At 41.7% G+C, this 17,323-nt stretch carries 14 protein-coding genes and 2 pseudogenes; 11 read left to right on the top strand and 5 right to left on the bottom strand.

The window, feature by feature from the left end; genetic code table 11:
- The first annotated feature begins 49 nt into the window (after nt 1-49).
- The 4 genes and pseudogenes from VOI46_RS17095 to VOI46_RS17080 all read left to right on the top strand — a co-directional run bounded on the left by VOI46_RS17095 (nt 50) and on the right by VOI46_RS17080 (nt 4,138).
- Nucleotides 50-1,204 (top strand): IS110 family transposase, encoded by a 1,155-nt coding sequence (locus tag VOI46_RS17095; RefSeq protein ID WP_029772239.1) that lies wholly within the window; start codon nt 50-52, stop codon nt 1,202-1,204.
- Nucleotides 1,205-1,513: 309 nt separating this feature from the next.
- Nucleotides 1,514-3,370: pseudogene (locus VOI46_RS17090) on the top strand (ATP-binding protein); the annotation flags it as partial.
- 17 nt (nt 3,371-3,387) lie between these two features.
- Nucleotides 3,388-3,639: a hypothetical protein gene (locus VOI46_RS17085; RefSeq protein WP_004587115.1), complete on the top strand. Its 252-nt coding sequence runs from the start codon at nt 3,388-3,390 to the stop codon at nt 3,637-3,639.
- Between the two features lie 43 nt (nt 3,640-3,682).
- Complete coding sequence (locus VOI46_RS17080; protein ID WP_004587116.1) at nt 3,683-4,138, top strand: PH domain-containing protein; 456 nt, start codon at nt 3,683-3,685, stop codon at nt 4,136-4,138.
- 104 nt (nt 4,139-4,242) lie between these two features.
- On the opposite strand, the gene ahpF is transcribed toward VOI46_RS17080, so the two are convergent.
- Nucleotides 4,243-5,826 carry an alkyl hydroperoxide reductase subunit F gene (gene ahpF / locus VOI46_RS17075; RefSeq protein WP_004587117.1) on the bottom strand — a complete coding sequence of 528 codons (1,584 nt, stop codon included), beginning with the start codon at nt 5,824-5,826 and terminating at the stop codon, nt 4,243-4,245.
- A 156-nt stretch (nt 5,827-5,982) separates the two neighbouring features.
- On the bottom strand, nt 5,983-6,552 hold the full coding sequence (ahpC, locus tag VOI46_RS17070; RefSeq protein ID WP_004587118.1) for an alkyl hydroperoxide reductase subunit C: 570 nt from the start codon (nt 6,550-6,552) through the stop codon (nt 5,983-5,985).
- A gap of 254 nt (nt 6,553-6,806) precedes the next feature.
- On the opposite strand from ahpC, the gene VOI46_RS17065 reads away from it, so the two are divergent.
- The 3 genes from VOI46_RS17065 to VOI46_RS17055 all read left to right on the top strand — a co-directional run bounded on the left by VOI46_RS17065 (nt 6,807) and on the right by VOI46_RS17055 (nt 8,520).
- A complete protein-coding gene (locus VOI46_RS17065; protein ID WP_004587119.1) occupies nt 6,807-7,226 on the top strand; it encodes a DUF3429 domain-containing protein in 420 nt (139 codons plus the stop codon).
- Nucleotides 7,227-7,293: 67 nt separating this feature from the next.
- Entirely contained in the window at nt 7,294-7,692 is a 399-nt protein-coding gene (locus VOI46_RS17060) for a hypothetical protein (RefSeq protein ID WP_029774450.1), read from the top strand.
- A gap of 3 nt (nt 7,693-7,695) precedes the next feature.
- A complete protein-coding gene (locus VOI46_RS17055) occupies nt 7,696-8,520 on the top strand; it encodes a class I SAM-dependent methyltransferase (RefSeq protein WP_004587127.1) in 825 nt (274 codons plus the stop codon).
- On the opposite strand, the gene VOI46_RS17050 is transcribed toward VOI46_RS17055, so the two are convergent.
- On the bottom strand, nt 8,515-10,125 hold the full coding sequence (locus VOI46_RS17050) for a GMC family oxidoreductase N-terminal domain-containing protein (protein WP_004587128.1): 1,611 nt from the start codon (nt 10,123-10,125) through the stop codon (nt 8,515-8,517). The genes VOI46_RS17055 and VOI46_RS17050 overlap by 6 nt on opposite strands.
- 176 nt (nt 10,126-10,301) lie before the next feature.
- Between VOI46_RS17050 and VOI46_RS17045 the strand changes: the two genes are divergently transcribed.
- From VOI46_RS17045 to VOI46_RS17030, 4 genes are all read left to right on the top strand, one after another.
- Nucleotides 10,302-11,309 carry an AraC family transcriptional regulator gene (locus VOI46_RS17045; RefSeq protein ID WP_039972205.1) on the top strand — a complete coding sequence of 336 codons (1,008 nt, stop codon included), beginning with the start codon at nt 10,302-10,304 and terminating at the stop codon, nt 11,307-11,309.
- Nucleotides 11,310-11,340: 31 nt separating this feature from the next.
- Nucleotides 11,341-12,342: a Gfo/Idh/MocA family oxidoreductase gene (locus VOI46_RS17040; RefSeq protein WP_004587130.1), complete on the top strand. Its 1,002-nt coding sequence runs from the start codon at nt 11,341-11,343 to the stop codon at nt 12,340-12,342.
- A 512-nt stretch (nt 12,343-12,854) separates the two neighbouring features.
- Nucleotides 12,855-13,604, top strand: coding sequence for a FadR/GntR family transcriptional regulator (locus VOI46_RS17035; RefSeq protein WP_004587131.1), 750 nt, complete (start codon nt 12,855-12,857; stop codon nt 13,602-13,604).
- A 219-nt stretch (nt 13,605-13,823) separates the two neighbouring features.
- The gene (locus VOI46_RS17030; RefSeq protein ID WP_004587132.1) at nt 13,824-14,681 is read left to right on the top strand and encodes a DMT family transporter; all 858 of its coding nucleotides are present in this window, start codon (nt 13,824-13,826) and stop codon (nt 14,679-14,681) included.
- 75 nt (nt 14,682-14,756) lie between these two features.
- On the opposite strand, the pseudogene VOI46_RS17025 reads toward VOI46_RS17030, so the two are convergent.
- Nucleotides 14,757-15,936 (bottom strand): annotated as a pseudogene (locus VOI46_RS17025) (MFS transporter).
- A 79-nt stretch (nt 15,937-16,015) separates the two neighbouring features.
- A complete protein-coding gene (locus tag VOI46_RS17020) occupies nt 16,016-17,110 on the bottom strand; it encodes an NADH:flavin oxidoreductase/NADH oxidase (protein WP_004587133.1) in 1,095 nt (364 codons plus the stop codon).
- Between the last annotated feature and the right edge of the window lie 213 nt (nt 17,111-17,323).

Genomic DNA, 17,323 nt, shown 5'->3' with positions numbered 1-17,323 from the left:
AGCCAGAGCCATAATTAGTTTGTCAATTAACTAAACAGCAGAGGCTAACATGAATAAACATAGCATACTTTTTATCGGTCTTGATACACATAAAGAATTCAATGAAGTCGCCTATATTGAAGAACATAGAGGTGCGCAACCTGTTCATCTTGGCCGAGTTTCGTCTTCCAAAGTGGCCGTTCAAAAGCTTGTTCGTCAGTTCGAATCGAAATACTCTGGCGCAACACTTCATTTTGTTTATGAAGCAGGCCCATGTGGTTATTGGATTTACAGGTTAATTACCAGCCTCGGCCATTGCTGTTACGTGGTGGCGCCCTCTCTTATTCCTAAAAAACCTGGTGAGAAGATTAAAACCGATAAACGTGATGCTCTTAAGCTTGCTAAATTACTTAAGTCTGAAGATTTAACACCTATCTATGTTCCCGAGCCTGAAGATGAAGCTGTACGCGATTTATCTCGTGCACGCGAAGTGGCAATGAAGGACTTAAAAGATGCCAAATATCAATTAAAGGCGCTGTTGCTTCGCAATAATATTAATTATAAAGGCACTGCGAATTGGTCACAAAAACATTTACGTTGGCTCACTGAGATTGTGCTGCCACACCCCGCTCAGCACATCGTCTTACAAGAATTTTTACACACAATTACCGAACGAATAAGCCGACTTGAACGGCTAGACAATGAACTAACACACCACGTTCACCAGTGGCGTTATTATCCTGTTGTCAAAGCAATACAAGCTATGCGTGGTGTCCGTTTGTTGGTCGCCACTGGCGTTGTTGCTGAGCTTGGCGATTTATCGCGTTTCGACCATCCCCGTAAATTAATGAGTTATCTCGGTCTTGTACCCAGTGAACACTCGAGTGGTGGCAAACGCCATATTGGCGCCATCACAAAATGCGGAAATGGCCGAGCAAGACGCCTTCTTGTGGAAGGTGCACACACTTATCGGTATGCGGCAAATATATCAACAGATATGCAAAAACGACAAGAAGGCTTACCAAAGGACATTATTGATATTGCGTGGAAAGCACAGATTAGGCTCTGCAAACGCTATAAAAAAATGATAGCCAAAGGGAAACACTACAATCTGGTTGTTACCGCCATTGCCCGAGAAATGATTGCGTACATATGGGCTATTGCAAAAGAAGTGGTGCTTACGCCAGTGAATACAAAACTTAGATTGGCAAGAGTACCCGCATGATAAACGTATTAGAGTTAATGCATGGGATCAAGCATCGGGTGTGGCACAACCACCGACGGCGTTAGGATGGCAGTGCAGCTAACGCTGCATTGAACCACGAACATAGACTGAAGACAGGTGCCACGACGAAATAAGTAAGGTCTGCTCTGTTACTAGAAATAGTAATAACCAACGAATATCAGCAAGATAACCGACGACATTACTTGCTTCATCCTATGTATTAACTCGCTCTAATTCGAGCTAAAGTAATTATGGCTTAAAAAGTTAGGCAGGGATCAGTGCGTTTAACTTGACAGTGGGAGTCATACCAACGCCTTATTACCCGGTACACAATTTGAGCTAGATGGCACCTATTGCGTCCATACGTTATCTGCGGGCTCGGCGCTATCGTTTCATAAAGCCTCACAAAGTACGATTGCAACTCACCCTTGTTACATAAATTTTCAACTTGAGTCCTACATTGGCGCACCTATAAAAGTAGCCGGTAAAACTTTTGGCACGGTTAACTTTTCATCGCCTAACGAGTCAACTGCATTTAGCGACGAAGCCTACGATTACATTGAGCTATTTGCCCAATGGTTAGGATCTGAATTTGCAAAAATAGACACTAAAGAGCAACTTTTAAAAAATAGCTACACCCTGTCAAAGCTCGAAAACATCGCTAATATCGGCACTTGGGAGGTCGATTTAATCGAGAACAAAGTTTATTGGAGTAAGCAAACTAAACGCATTCATCAGGTAGCCGATGACTATCAGCCAATAGTTGATAACGCGATTGAGTTTTACAAAGAGGGCGCCAGCAGAGAAGCCATAGACCAAGCAGTAGAAAACGCCATAAACAAAGGTGAAAAATGGGATTTAGAACTTGAGGTTATCACTGCACAAAACCAAGAAATTTGGATTTCGACTTTTGGAGAAGCCGAGTTTCACGAAGGTAATTGCATAAGGCTATTTGGTACATTTCAAGACATTACCGAATCAATCTTACTTAGAGAAGCGCTAAAAAAGAAAAAAGCCGAAGCAGAGCATATGTTAGAAGATAGAAGTATGCTATTTGCTAAAATTAGCCACGAGTTACGCACCCCCCTAAATGGCATAACCGGCATGCTCACCACCCTAATAGATGAAAAAGACACTGAAAAACGAGACGAAAAAATAAAAATAGCGCTACGCAGCGCTGATATTTTACTAAATATTATCAACGAAGTACTCGATTTTTCTAAAATTAATCATGGTGAATTAAAACTAGAGCCAACCGATGTACTGCTTAAAACCATATTTAGTGATTTAGCCTCTTTATATACCCCGTTATTTAAAGAAACCCATGTTGAATTAATCATAGAAAATACAATTGATGATAGCTGCTGGGCCTTTTGCGACAGCACACGCCTGAGCCAAATTACCTCTAACTTATTAAGTAACGCGTTAAAATTTACCGAGCAAGGCCATGTAAAACTTAAAACACAGCTCATAAATAATAACGATGCGCTATCTCTTGGTATCACTGTTTCTGACACTGGTCGCGGAATGACCCCTGCCTTTTTAGAGTCTTTATTTTCGCCGTTTACACAAGAGGTTGACGCTAAAAATAATAAAGGGGGCACAGGGCTTGGCCTAGCAATTATAAAAGAGCTTGTAGAATACATGGGCGGCACAATAAAGGTGACAAGTGAGCTACAAAAAGGCTCAACGTTTAGCATTAATATTCCGCTAGAGCTTGGTAAAGAGCAAGTAATAGACGATATTAAATCAAAAATTGAGTTAAACAGCCATTCGCTCAGTGTACTTATTGTTGATGACAACGATATAAACCGCCGTGTGCTTGATGCCTCTCTTGATAAGTTAAACGTAAAAGCCGACTGCGCCATTGATGGCCAAGACGCTATTTTTAAGTGTAAGCAAAAGCATTACGACCTTATTTTTATGGATTGCATTATGCCAATCCTGGATGGTTTTGAAGCCACTAAAACGCTGAGAGCGCAACGTATTTGCCCTAGCGAAAGCACCTACATTGTAGCGCTAACTGCTAATACATCGTCGCAAGATAAACTAGCTTGCCAGCAAGCAGGCATGGATATGTTTGTCTCTAAGCCATTTAAGCTTCCGCACATAGAAAAAGCGCTCTCTAATGCCTTAGAACATACAGCTAAAGTAAATTCGCTTTAATTTAGTAAGGACATACTATGAGAAATATAATAAGAACATTACTTTTTACTGTACTGTTGTTAGCCATATTTAAAGGCATTTCTACAGGGCAATGGGGTTCATCAATAATCGTTGTTATTGTATCAAGCGTATTGCTATTAGTTACGTTTATCAGTGGTAAGGCATCACAAGGCCGTTCAACTTATACAAGCACTGACTCTTCAATTTATGCTAGTAATAACTCACACTCTAATAATGATTGCGGTGGGGATTCTGGCGGCTGTGATTAATAATTTAAAGCGGCCTATTAAAGCTTTGTAGAACGGAGGTATTTTGCCAGCAATTAAAATTGCTAAATTCTGGCGTTCTATTGAAGCATTTGGAGAAATTTGTACGCGAATCCTTGGCCTAGGATTAGTCTATCTAATTTTCTCATTCATAGGGCAAGAATTAATAGGTGAGCAGTTCAAAAATGATGTTCTACTAAGCTTAGTCGTCTTACCTGCAATTTATGTCTTAAAAGATTCTCATAAAATTCTGGAAGCAGTTTTCATAAAAGTTATTGCAAAAGATAACTCGATAACCGTATTTAGTGGAATACTAACAAGAAGAGAAGACAAGCTAGGCTTCAAAAGTGTCGAAAATGTTGAACAAGTAACAACATTTTTAGGCCGTATTTTTGGTTACTCTACAATCCACTTATATGCTTATGGAAGCTGGGTTAGGATACCTTTCATCAAAGATCCTAAAAGCCTTAGAGTTTGGCTTGAAGAACGAATACCTAACTAAGTTCTCAAAGTCGTTAAAAAAGCCGCCTTTGGAGAGGGCGGCTTGGGTTAACAAACAGCTTTTGGGTGTACCTATTGCTGTTACATCAAGAGAAGGTTTGCCTATTAAGCTGCATTTTGGTCTTGGTTGCTTTGCTCGCTATGGCGAATTAAGTAATCAAACGCACCTAAGCTTGCTGTTGCACCACTACCCATTGCAATAATGATTTGCTTAAACGGCGTATTTGTCGCGTCACCCGCACCGTAAACGCCCGGTAATGAGGTTGCGCCTTTAGCGTCAATTTCTATCTCGCCAAACTTGCTTAGTGTAAGGTCGCTCTCTTTTAACCATTCGGTATTAGGGATCAAACCTATTTGTACAAAAATACCCGCAAGTGCTAATGATTTTTCCTCGCCTGTTACACGGTCAGTGTAATTAAGTCCGGTTACTTTTTTACCATCGCCTACTACTTCAGTGGTTTGCGCATTTTTAATAATAGTGATGTTGCTTAAGCTATTCGCTTTGCGAATAAGTACTTCGTCAGCGCGCAGCGTATCAGCAAACTCAAGTACCGTTACATGCTCTACAATGTTAGCTAAGTCGATAGCCGCCTCTATACCCGAGTTACCACCACCAATAACGGCAACAGGCTTACCCTTAAATAGCGGACCATCACAGTGTGGGCAGTAAGCTACGCCATGGCCGCGATATTCTTGCTCACCAGGTACGTTCATTTCACGCCAGCGTGCACCGGTTGCTAAAACAAGCGATTTAGCTTTTAAAGTAGCCCCGTTTTCAAGGGTAATTTCATAACCATTACTACCGCGACCAAGCCCTGCTGCGCGTTGGTTATGAATTACATCTACATCGTATTCTTTAACATGCTCTTCAAGCTGAGCAACAAGCTTTGGACCTTCAGTGGCTTTAATCGAAATAAAGTTTTCGATAGCCAACGTATCGGCAACTTGGCCACCAAATCTATCGGCCACTATACCGGTGTTTAACCCTTTACGAGCAGAATAAATAGCGGCTGAGGCACCCGCAGGTCCGCCACCTACTACTAACACATCAAACTCGCCTTTTTCGCTTAATGCTGCAGCTTGCTTAGCAGCGCCTTTAGTGTCTACTTTATTTAAAATGTCGGTCAGGCTTAATGCACCTTGGCTAAACGGTTCGCCATTTAAGTACACAGCTGGTACTGCTAAAATATTGCGCTCTTCTACTTCGTCTTGAAAGAGTGCGCCGTCAATCATTGTTGCTTTAATTTTGCTATTTGTTGCTGCCATTGTATTTAGCGCCTGCACTACTTGTGGGCATGTTTGGCAACTTAAGCTTATGTAAACTTCAAAATTAAGTTCTTGATTGAGTGATTCTATTTGTTCAATGTCTTCGCTTTTTGCTTTGCTTGCGTGTCCGCCAGTGTGTAAAAGCGCTAACACTAAACTTGTAAATTCGTGACCCATAGGTACGCCAGCAAACGTAATGTGGGTGTTTTTTTCAGGTGAATGCACAACCATAGATGGGCGACGTGCGCTCGAATCAGGGTTGCTCACTACCGTAAACTTATCGCTTAGCGAGGCTAAATCGTTTGCTAAGCTTTCTACTTCTGCTGATTTTTTGCTGTCATCCAAGGCAATAAGCAGCTCAACAGGTTGAGTAAGCGATTCAAAATGGCTTTTTAATTGATTTTTAATGTTGTTATCTAACATGGCTTAACCCTTTTTAGGAAAATTTAAACAGCAAGCCTCCCATGCCAACTAATGCATGTGCTAATGAGTCCGAGTTGAGATAGGAGGCACCAACAAGCGAAATGATGTTGGTTTAAGGGCAGTTACCTGCCCTCATAAAAGTGGGTAAACCTGTATTTAGATTTTACCAACTAGGTCTAGTGAAGGAGCAAGTGTGTCTTCACCTGGCTGCCAAGATGCAGGGCAAACTTCACCGTCGTGAGTTGCAATGTATTGTGCAGCTTGTACTTTACGTACTAACTCTTTAGCGCTACGGCCAATACCTAGGTCATGCGTTTCGATTACTTTGATTTCGCCCTCTGGGTTCATTACAAAAGTACCGCGAAGTGCAAGGCCGTCATCTTCAATCATAACGCCAAAGCTGCGAGTAATACGGCCAGTTGGGTCGCCAATCATTGGAAATTTAATTTTACCAATAGTGTCTGACGTGTCATGCCATGCTTTATGCGTGAAGTGAGTATCAGTTGATACTGAGTAAACTTCTACACCCATTTCTTGTAGCTGCTCGTAGTAATCAGCAACATCGCCAAGCTCAGTAGGACATACAAACGTGAAATCTGCAGGGTAAAAGAAGAAGATTGACCACTTACCTAGTACGTCTTTTTCAGACACTTCTACAAAGTCACCATTGTGGTATGCAGTTGCGTTAAAAGGTTGAATTTTTGTGTTGATCAATGAAGTGCTCATAGTATTCCTCATTTATATTTAAAGTGTTTTAAAGTTACTCAACGCAGCCAAAATGTGTGGCCTTTCGCGTTGGCTTGATTAATACAATAAGCCCATTGGTAAACTAAATAAAATTGATTGTTTAGATTAAAACAATCGATTTTTAAGATTGAACTATCCAGCTCTTCTATTCGTAAACGATTTATTACCTGTAAGTGCTAAGAATACTGCTACAATAGCCGCGCTAAAAAACACACAACATAAGGCATGCTGTAATGGAAAAATTTGTTAATCATATTCAACTTGGCTATTTGGGGTTACTCCCCTTTTTGGGCTGTGTAGCGTGGCCGCTTATGTTTGGCAGTAATAGCGTTAACTTGGAGTTTTTTACTTTTTACAGCATTGCCATACTGGCATTTATGGCGGGCAGTTTATGGCGCGCTGGGATGCAAAGCTACAGCGATGCAATTAAAGCGGTTGTGCCTGTTATACCCGTACCATTTTTATCGTTTATTCCGCTGGAGTGGGCGCTTGCCTGGTTAGGGGCTAGTTTTTGGTTAGTTCTTATCTTTGAAAAAGCCACACCACAATGGCAAACCTACCATCGCGATTATCAAAAAATGCGCTTTATTCTTACCTCAGTGGTATTTGTGTGTCACATACTCACCATTGGTATGAGCCTTTACCCAAAATAACCTTGCGCTGCTTAACCTACTAGGCGTAATAGTGTAACATCCGCGCACTGCTATTTAAGGACGCACCATGATTGATACATTACGCCAGCAGCTTAACGAGCTTGGCGAAAACTACGTAGAAAAAAACGCCGCTTTTAAAATTAAAGTTATTCCGTTTTTTTGCGCTATTAGTATTAAAAAAGATCACAAAAATGAAGGCCGGCTCAGCTTTTACTCAAACCAATTAATAGAAATACTGTTAGTGGTGTTATTTATGTTGTTTGGGCTTACGCTTTATAACCCAGAGGCGGGTTTTACACATGGTCCTATTCATATTGTGTTTGCTATTTTAATTACCTTTAATTTAATTTTAAAACAAATAGCCATTGAAGGGCTTAAAACACGCCTTGCGTTTCATCGTTTGCATGGTGCTAATACAGCGCAAAATACTCAAAGTGCAGATCAAAACACTCACAAATCTAATTAAGTTATGTATTTAAATCCTAATTGGCGAATTCTCACCGTAGGCGATGGCGATCTATCGTTCTCTAATGCGGTGGTTAATCATATAAAACCGGCAAAGTTAGTCGCATCTACTTATGATAGCGCTCAAACCATAGAGCAAAAATACCAGCACAATGCGCTAAGTAGTTTAAAAAAGTGTCATGTTGAGGTTATTAATTGCTTTGATGTAACGGAGCCTTTATGTTGGCAAAAATTAGCTGCCCACCAGCACAGCTTTGATGTGGTTATTTTTCAGTTTCCGCTTATTCCAGCCTTTGTAGGGCGCGAAGCATTTGAAAGCAACACTCAAAAAACCAGCATGAACGTGCTTAATCGCGCGTTACTACATCAATTTATTAAATACGCTAACAAATACGCACTCGACAAAAGCGGCCCTATGCTTTGCTACATAACCTCAAAAGATGTAAAACCCTATCGCGAGTGGAATATTGAAGGCAGCTTAAGTAATGGCCTTGAGGCTAAATACGCGGGCCAAATGCCTTTTGATATTAACCAGTTTGATGGTTACAAAATAAGAAACGTAGACCGTGATAAACACGTAAAAGACACCACTGGCATCACTTATGTGTTTACGCCTAAAGCAATCTCGGCGCAATCTGACGAACTAAGCACGCACCTTACAAAGCCTGCGTATTTAGGTGAAAATCATTGCTCGCTTTGTCGGGTAGGCCCTTTTATTGCTACCGAAGATGAAAACAAACACCTTAACGCTAAAAAGCACCAACAAATGCTTAAACTAGAAGATGACTGGCAGGCGTGGCTTACTGACTTTTACAACCACACTTTATAACCCTGTTTTATAGCTCAATTTAATTAAATCAGCGGCCTTTTCAGCAATGGCAATAACAGGTGCGTTTGTGTTACCTGTTACTATGGTTGGCATAATTGAGGCGTCAATAACCCTTAAGCTGCGTATCCCGTGTACTTGTAGTTTGCTATTAACCACCGCCATATTGTCGGTGCCCATTTTACAGGTGCCCACAGGGTGATATTCGGTATCGGCAGTTTGGCGAATAAATTCAATAAGCTGGGAATCGTTATTTACATCAAGCGGGTAAACCATGTTGCCACGAATTTTATCAAAGGCGGGGCTTTGCATAATACGCAGCGCTTTTTTAAGCCCTGCAAGCATGAGTGATAAATCATCAGGGTGGCTTAAATAATTAGGGTCGATAAGCGGCGCACTGCGTGGATTGCTATTGGCAAGCCTTATTGTCCCTCGGCTTTTGGGGCGCATAATACTACTGTGAATACTATAACCATGGCCAAAGTGAACTTTGCGACTATGATCGTCCACCAACCCAATTACAAACTCAAGTTGAATATCCGGTGCAGGCGAATTATCCAACACATTAATAAACGCATGTGACTCAGCAAAATTACTGGTTAATATTCCGCTGCGTTTACTAAACCACTGCGCACACCCTTTAATAATACTTGCAGCGCCTTTTACACTTACCCCAAAGGTGCCTTTTGCAGTATTTGCTTTACACAAAGGCACCACGGTTAAGTGATCTTGTAAATTACCCCCTACTCCTTCCAGTGCATGTTCCAGTGGTATGTTATGCGCTGCTAAATGCGCTTTGGGGCCAGTTCCTGAAAGCATTAACACCTGCGGAGAGTTAATTGCTCCGGCGCTTAAAAGCACCTCCTTTTTGGCCATTAATGTAATAATTTTACCGCCGCGCTCAAGCTCTACGCCGTAGGCAACCTTATTTTTGATTATAATTTTATTAACGTGGCTGTGGGTAAACACACTAAGGTTAGGCCTGTTTAAGTGCGGTGTTAAATACGCTTTTGCAGCACTACAGCGCTCACCATTATGTTGCGTAACCTGCGAAAGCCGTGCTCCATGTTGCTCAGCGCCATTTATATCGTCATTTAACTGTATTCCTTGCTCAACACACGCTTTTAAAAAGCAAGAGTTTACCGCACTTGGCTTAGTCAGCTCTTGCACATGCAATAGCCCTTTTGTGCCATGTAACGCGTTATTAAACGTTTTATTGTTTTCGGCTTTTATAAAATAGGGTAATAAACTGTTGTAGTCCCACCCAAGGTTGCCATTTTGTGCCCAGTTATCGTAATCGTATTTATTACCGCGTATATACACCATGGCATTAGTAGAGCTAGACCCACCTAGCACTTTACCCCGCGGCACAAAGCCACATCGGTTATTAAGCGCCTTTTGCGGTACCGTGTTGTAATGCCAACTATTTATGCCGTATGGCACACTGGCCGCAATACCCGCAGGCATTTGTATTAAAGCGCTCTTATCGCTACCGCCCGACTCTATTAAGCACACACTTATATGCTGATCTTCTGATAAACGCGCTGCCAGCACACAACCTGCACTGCCTGCGCCAATAATAATATAATCAAACGTGTGGTTACTCATAGGTGCCTTTGCATCATCACTATTTAGTTCTTATTGGTAGCTGCTTCTGCTTTGTGCATCCATGCAGTTGTAAATAAGCAGTTTTATTGCAGCAAGCTATTCGCTCTATAGTGCATAGATTAAATTCTAAAAACTTGATATTTTTAGACACCTTCTTTAATTTACAGCGCCAGTGTATGAGCAGCCCAATACGTGCCACCTCTTTATATTCAATAGACTCGTTAATTAAAGAACTTGGCGCAGACCCAGCAAGCGTAATGAAATCCTGTAAGGTCAATGTCGACTTTAATAACCTTGAAAACCAATATTTACCCTATTTGAGCTATGCAAATTTATTAGAGTACTGCAGCCACACGCTTAACTGCCCAAGCTTTGGGCTTAAATTAGCAAATAAACAAAACTTTGATATTTTAGGCCACATAGCCATAGCCGCTAAAAGTGGGACTAATTTAGAAGAAGCGCTTAGCTGGGTGGTTAAATATTTACACTTACACAGCCCCGCATTGTGCTTAACAACGCACTCATTAGATAATGACGAGAGCTTATTTTTATCGTTTGAATTTAACCTAAAGCCCCTACCACAAATAAACCAAGCCATAGAGCTAACGCTTGGCTTAGCCATGAGCATAATTAAAAAATTAAGTAATAATCAGTGCAAGCCTCGCACTGTGTTTTTACCGCAAAAGCTGGCAACTAATACACTCGCATACAAAACCTATTTTGGCTGTAAAGTAATAGAGCACCGCAACAGTGCGGGCATTGTAATAAACAAAGCCGACTTATCGATAAAGCTTAACCACAATAACCTTAATAAAACCGACGCGGCCTTTAATTTTTTAGCTAAACGCAACGAACACAGTCAGTCATTACCTGCCCAAGTAAGCGCACTCATAAGGCCAATGCTGCCTATTTATCAGTGTTCAAACCAAACTATTGCCGAGGCACTTAATATGCACCCGCGTACCTTGCACCGTGAATTGGCTAAACATAACACCAGCTTTGTAAAACTTAAAGACACCACACGTCGGGCGCTGGCAGCGCATTACTTGCTTCAAAAACAATACTCTATCAGCACTATTTCAATGCTTTTAGGCTATCACGAACAGGCAACCTTATGCGCAAGTGTTAAACGCTGGTTTGGGTATTCTCCACGCGCATACAGGGCAAAAAAAATGTTAAAGTAACGGCTCTTATTATTTAAGCTAAGGAGCAGGCATGAACTTTGTCATTGTCGGTACAAATTTTATTAGTGATACCCTATTAAGCGCAGCAAATACGTTACCTGCATTTAATTTATACGGTGTGTGCTCACGCAAACAATCAAGCGGCGAAGCCTTTTTATCTAATCACCCCAATACCGATGTAAAAATTTTCACCTCAATTGAGCTGGTATGCCAAGACCCCGATGTTGATGCGGTGTATATTGCAGCGCCAAATAGCCTACACAAGCAATATGCAGTAATGTGCCTTGAAGCAGGCAAACATGTACTAGGCGAAAAACCTTCAGCCGCTAATAGCCAAGAGCTAAATGCTATTTTAACTGCAGCTAACGCCAATAAACGCCTTTACATGGAAGCAATGATGACCACGCATTTGCCAAATTTTGCGCGACTTAAAAATGCGCTGAGTAAAATTGGTAAACCCCGTAAGTTTATTGGCCAATACAGTCAGTACTCATCACGTTACGATAAATACAAAAACGGCGAACGCCCAAATACCTTTTTACCGGAATTTGCCAATGGCGCTTTGCTTGATTTAGGTGTGTATCCGCTTTACCTACTTATAGCACTTTGGGGCGCTCCACAGCGCGTGAGTGCCAGCGGTGTACTATTAGATACAGGCGTAGATGGTGCAGGCGACGTATTATTAAATTACGATGATAAACAAGCCGTTATTAGCTACTCTAAAATTTCTCAAGGCGATAACATCACCGAAATACAAGGTGAGCGCGGACGCTTACGAATACATGCCGTGTCGCAGTTAAAACACATAGAGTTTGTTGCCAATAACGGGGAGGTTGAGGTTATTTCTGATAAATTTGATGAGCACTTTATGAAATACGAAGTTGCGCACTTTATGCAAACCATAAACGCGCAAAAGCGAGAGTCAGATGTTAATACACATCAGCTTGCTCGCGACGTAATGAACGTACTTGATACCGCAAGAAAACAGCTTGGGGTAGTTTACCCTAATGATAAAAACGCAGCAGCGGACTAAAGTTGACCCCCATCCGTGGGCAATCAAGGCAAGAGCCTAGTTGTAATTATGTGCTTACTTATTTTTTATTAGGTACAGCTAAATTACACAGGCTCTTTATTAAAGCGTGTAGATTTTTAATGGTTTAATATGCATAAATCTATTCACCATTCAACCAAGGCTGCGCCAGTTATTAGGCGAACTAGGTTACTCACCTCGCACCACCATTAACCCGCGCCTAGATTGCACACATTTCAATCCATTAAAGTTAGCTTGCTCTAAGCACGCTTATATAAATGAGCAAAGTTAACTTAGTACACAAAAACATGACCAATCAAGCTAGCCAATTATTAAAATTTATACTAAATTGGTAACATAAATAGGTTAACACTCATTTATAATATTATATGACCGTTACATCACTTTAGAATTTTGACATAATAGTGAATTTTGGGGTAACCTCTGCTAATAACAGTAGGTTTAGGCTATTTTAGCCTATTAGCCGCTATTCCTTAAGGTAATAAAGGTAGAATATGGGAAACCGTCGCTTATTTTGGCGCATTGTTGATAAAGTTGAAGCTTTGATAAACCAAGGAGAGTTTTCTGCTGGGAGTCGTTTACCACCAGAGCGAGAACTTGCCGACATGTTTGACGTAAGCCGCCCAACAATTCGTGAAGCTATTATTGCATTAGAAGTACGAGGCCGCGTAGAGGTCAAAACCGGCTCAGGCGTTTATGTAATAGAACAACAAGAAACATCTGTAAAAACTAAAGAGATCAGCGCTTTTGAGCTAACACAAGCTCGCGCACTCATTGAAGGTGAAATAGCCGCACTTGCCGCTCAATCAATCACCGATGAAGAACTAGCTCAATTAAAGCAAACGCTAATAGCCATGGAAAAAGGCTTATATGTAGAACAAGCAGACCGCGAGTTTCACGAAATTATAGCGCGTGCTACACGTAACAAAGCCCTTGAGTATGCGGTGGCAAATTTATGGGATTTACGTTTAAACAATTCACAAATTGTAGCTGATTACGGCAGTGTGTGTAAAAACAATAACGATTGCGTAATGGATGAGCACACCGCTATTTATAATGCGCTGCAAACACACGATGCAAGCGCCGCACGTACCGCAATGCATAAACACTTTAACCGTTTAATTAATGCATTATTTGACGCGGTAGAAGCGCGTGCGCTTGAAGAAATCAAACGTAAAAATGATGAAAAACGTGGCCTTTATTCTTTAGATGGCCTAGTTAAAAGTGCTAGCAAAACACACTAAAACGACCTAAACGTTTATAAGCCAGCGATCTATTCGCTGGCTTTTTTATTTTAAGACACTCAGCTTTTGCCTTTAGTTATGCATAATCAGCTACGCTAATTCATCGCACATATTAGTCACTCCCTCCCAAATTTAATGTGTATGCCATACAAGCTATTACTTAGCCAATAAAAAACAGATACACTGCGCAAAACTAGACGATTGTTACCAAGGAAAACAATGCAATCATCCACTAAAGACTTTTTGCTCGCGCTTGTGTGCGTTATTTTAGCAATGATCACAATTCAATCTGGCGCCTCATTTGCTAAGCAGTTATTTCCGGTCGTTGGCCCCGAAGGCACTACTGCACTTAGGCTTGGCTTTTCTGCACTTATTTTGTGTTTAATATTTAAACCGTGGAAACACCTACCAGCTAAGGGTAATCGGTTATCAATTGTGGTATACGGTTTAAGCCTAGGCGGAATGAACATTTTATTTTATTACGCCATTGAGCGTATCCCTTTAGGGATTGGTGTTGCGCTTGAATTTACCGGCCCATTAGCGGTGGCGTTATTTAGCTCACGCGCTAAGCGCGACTTATTTTGGGTGGCGTGTGCAATTGCGGGTATTTTACTGTTACTGCCCGATATGAGCAGCCAAGAAAGCCTAGACCCAATTGGCGTAATACTCGCGCTAGGTGCCGGTGCTTGCTGGGCAGCCTATATTTTATTTGGCAAAAAAACCGGCACACAAAGCTCAGGCGGCGCAACGGTCGCACTCGGCATGACCGTAGCAGCCATTGTACTTGTACCTTATGGCGGCATATTACAAAGCAGTGCGTTTACATGGAGTGTTATACCGCTGGGCATTGGCATTGCTTTTTTATCAAGCGCACTGCCCTATACACTTGAAATGGTTGCACTGCGTAATATGCCCGCTCAAGGGTTTAGCATTATGCTAAGTTTAGAGCCTGCATTTGCCGCCCTTGCTGGGTTTATTATACTTGGCGAGTTATTAACTTTGTGGCAATGGTTGGCTATTTTATTAGTGATTATAGCCTCGGTGGGTAGCTCATTTTCGAGTGTTAAAAAACAATAATCGCCTCTATAAAAAGGCCAGCACATAACTGCGCTGGCCTTTTAAATAACAAAATTTTATATAACTTGTATCGCGCTACTTTTTACTTGTCATTAAATAGCCGACTAGTGATATAACTGGCATACCCGCTGCCACTAACGCCACGCTTTCCCAGCCACCAGCTTCGTATAGCGGGCTTGCCATTAACGAGCCAAGCGCTCCGCCAACAAAAATACTGGTCATGTATATGGCGTTTAAGCGAGCTCGGCTTTGCGGCTCTAATGAATATACCACCCGCTGACCCAGCACCATATTTGCCTGCACAGCAAAATCAATAAACATGCCCGTTAGCGCTAAAATAATAATACCGTGTGGAAGCTCAAATATACTGGGTAAAAAGCACGCAGCAGCAATCACTTTTGCAAGTAACTATAACTGATGCGTGTAACCTTTGTCGGCTAAACGCCCAACAATAGGGGCTGCAATAGCACCAGCTGCGCCTACTAAAGCAAATAAGGCGATTTGCGATTGCGATAAACCATATTCTCTGGCTAATACAACCGGTACGCTGGTCCAAAATAAGCTAAAAGAGGCAAACATAAGCGCTTGATACAATGCCCGCTGACGCAGCACGGGCTGCTGTATTATTAGCTGCTTAAGCGATTTTAATAACTTAAAGTACGTTGTATTGTGTGCCGGTTGCCTGCTCGGTATAGCAAAATATATAACACTGGCTATAAATGCCATACAGCCTGCGGCAAAGTAAAATACGGCTCGCCAACCAAAATGATCGGCTATTAAGCTTGCAACTGGCCTGGCTAATAAAATACCCAGTAACAACCCCGCCATTATATTACCCAGTACTTGCCCGCGTTTTTCATCTGACGATAAATGCGCAGCAAGCGGTATTAATACTTGCACCGATACAGAGCTCGCCCCCACCAATAAGCATAATAGCAACATTACACTTGGGCTTTGCGCCAAGCCTGCGCCTATTAAACTTAAAAATGTTATGGCTAAGGTAATGAGCATTAAGCGTTTGTTTTCGACTAAATCAGCCAATGGCACTAAAAAAAAACAGTCCCATTGCATAGCCAATTTGTGTAAGCGACACAATAAAACTGGCGCTGTGCGCACTTAAACCCACATCGGGCGCTAATAGCTCAATAATAGGTTGGGCATAATAAATATTTGCCACAATAAGGCCACAGCACAGAGCAATAATGCTCACTAAGGTATTACTTATTTGCACTGGCTGTGCACGTGATTGGTTCATAAATAACTCTAATTTATAAATAATAAAACCCACTGCATATAAATGCAGTGGATAGCCATGGTAAATGTAAAAGTGTGGGTTACTTAATAGGTGAAGGCTGCCCATGCGGGCTAGATCGCAAGTACTGCTTAGGCGCATTAACGGTTGCACCAAGTTGCGCTGCAGCATGCCAAGGCCAATGCGGGTTATACAAAATACCTCGCGCTAGTGCTACGCCATCGGCTTGCTGCTCGCTAATAATATCTTCGGCTTGTTGTGGCTCAGTGATTAAACCTACGGCTATTACCGGCATACTTACTACCTCTTTAATAGCGGTTGCAAATGGTACCTGAAAGTTAGGTTTAACCGGTATTTGTTGCTCTGGGCTTAGCCCTGCTGTACTTACGTGAATAAAATCGCAGCCAAGCTTGTCTAATGCTTTAGCAAGCTCAATAGATTGTGCTAAATCCCAGCCACCTTCTACCCAATCAGTAGCAGAGATACGAATGCCTACCGGTTTATGGCTTGCAAATTCAGCTCTTAGTGCTTTAAACACCTCAAGCACAAGGCGCATACGGTTTTGCAAACTGCCCCCGTATTCATCATCACGCTTGTTTGAAAGAGGCGATAAAAACTGGTGTAACAAATAACCATGCGCACCATGTAGCTCAATTAAATCAAGCCCTAGCTCATCAGCGCGTTTAGCGGCGCTTACAAAGTCTTTAATTAATGAGTCTATGTCGGATTGGCTCATGGCTTTTGGCTCTGGGCTATTTTCGTCGTACGCGACTGCTGAAGGCGCAAGCGTTTGCCAGCCGTTTTCATCCGTTGGGCTTAATGCACCACCCCCATCCCATGGCTTTTCAGTAGATGCTTTACGCCCAGCATGTGCTAGCTGAACACCAATAGGCATAGAGCTATATTGTCTAACCGCTTTTAAACTTTTATCTAATGCTTGCTGGGTTTCATTATTCCAAAGCCCTAAATCGCCATAACTAATACGCCCCTCTGGATTAACCGCTGTGGCCTCTAAAATAAGTAACCCTGCCCCGCTTAAGCTTAACTGCCCTAAATGAATGGTATGCCAATCACTAGCTGCACCATTATTTGCTGAATACTGGCACATAGGTGCAATAATAATTCGGTTGTTTAATGTGAGTTGCCCTATGTTTAACTCCGAGAATAACTGACTCATTGCTTGCTCCTTGATGCGCACACATGTGCGAATTGAAATAGCTTACGATAACTAACGATAATGGGGATCAAACTTAATTTTTACAGTGCAAAAAATAGAATAAGTCATTACTAAAAAAGCTACCTCAAACGTTTTTTTATCAGGGCTTAAGAAGCATTAACAAACACAACAATTAGTGCAATTTTAAAAACGTGAATGGCTATTACTTTTAAA

This window comes from Pseudoalteromonas sp. CuT4-3, from assembly GCF_035666335.1.
Taxonomy (GTDB): domain Bacteria; phylum Pseudomonadota; class Gammaproteobacteria; order Enterobacterales; family Alteromonadaceae; genus Pseudoalteromonas; species Pseudoalteromonas atlantica.
The sequence above is the reverse complement of the archived record's forward strand: the minus strand, read 5'-3'. Positions and strand labels throughout refer to the sequence as shown.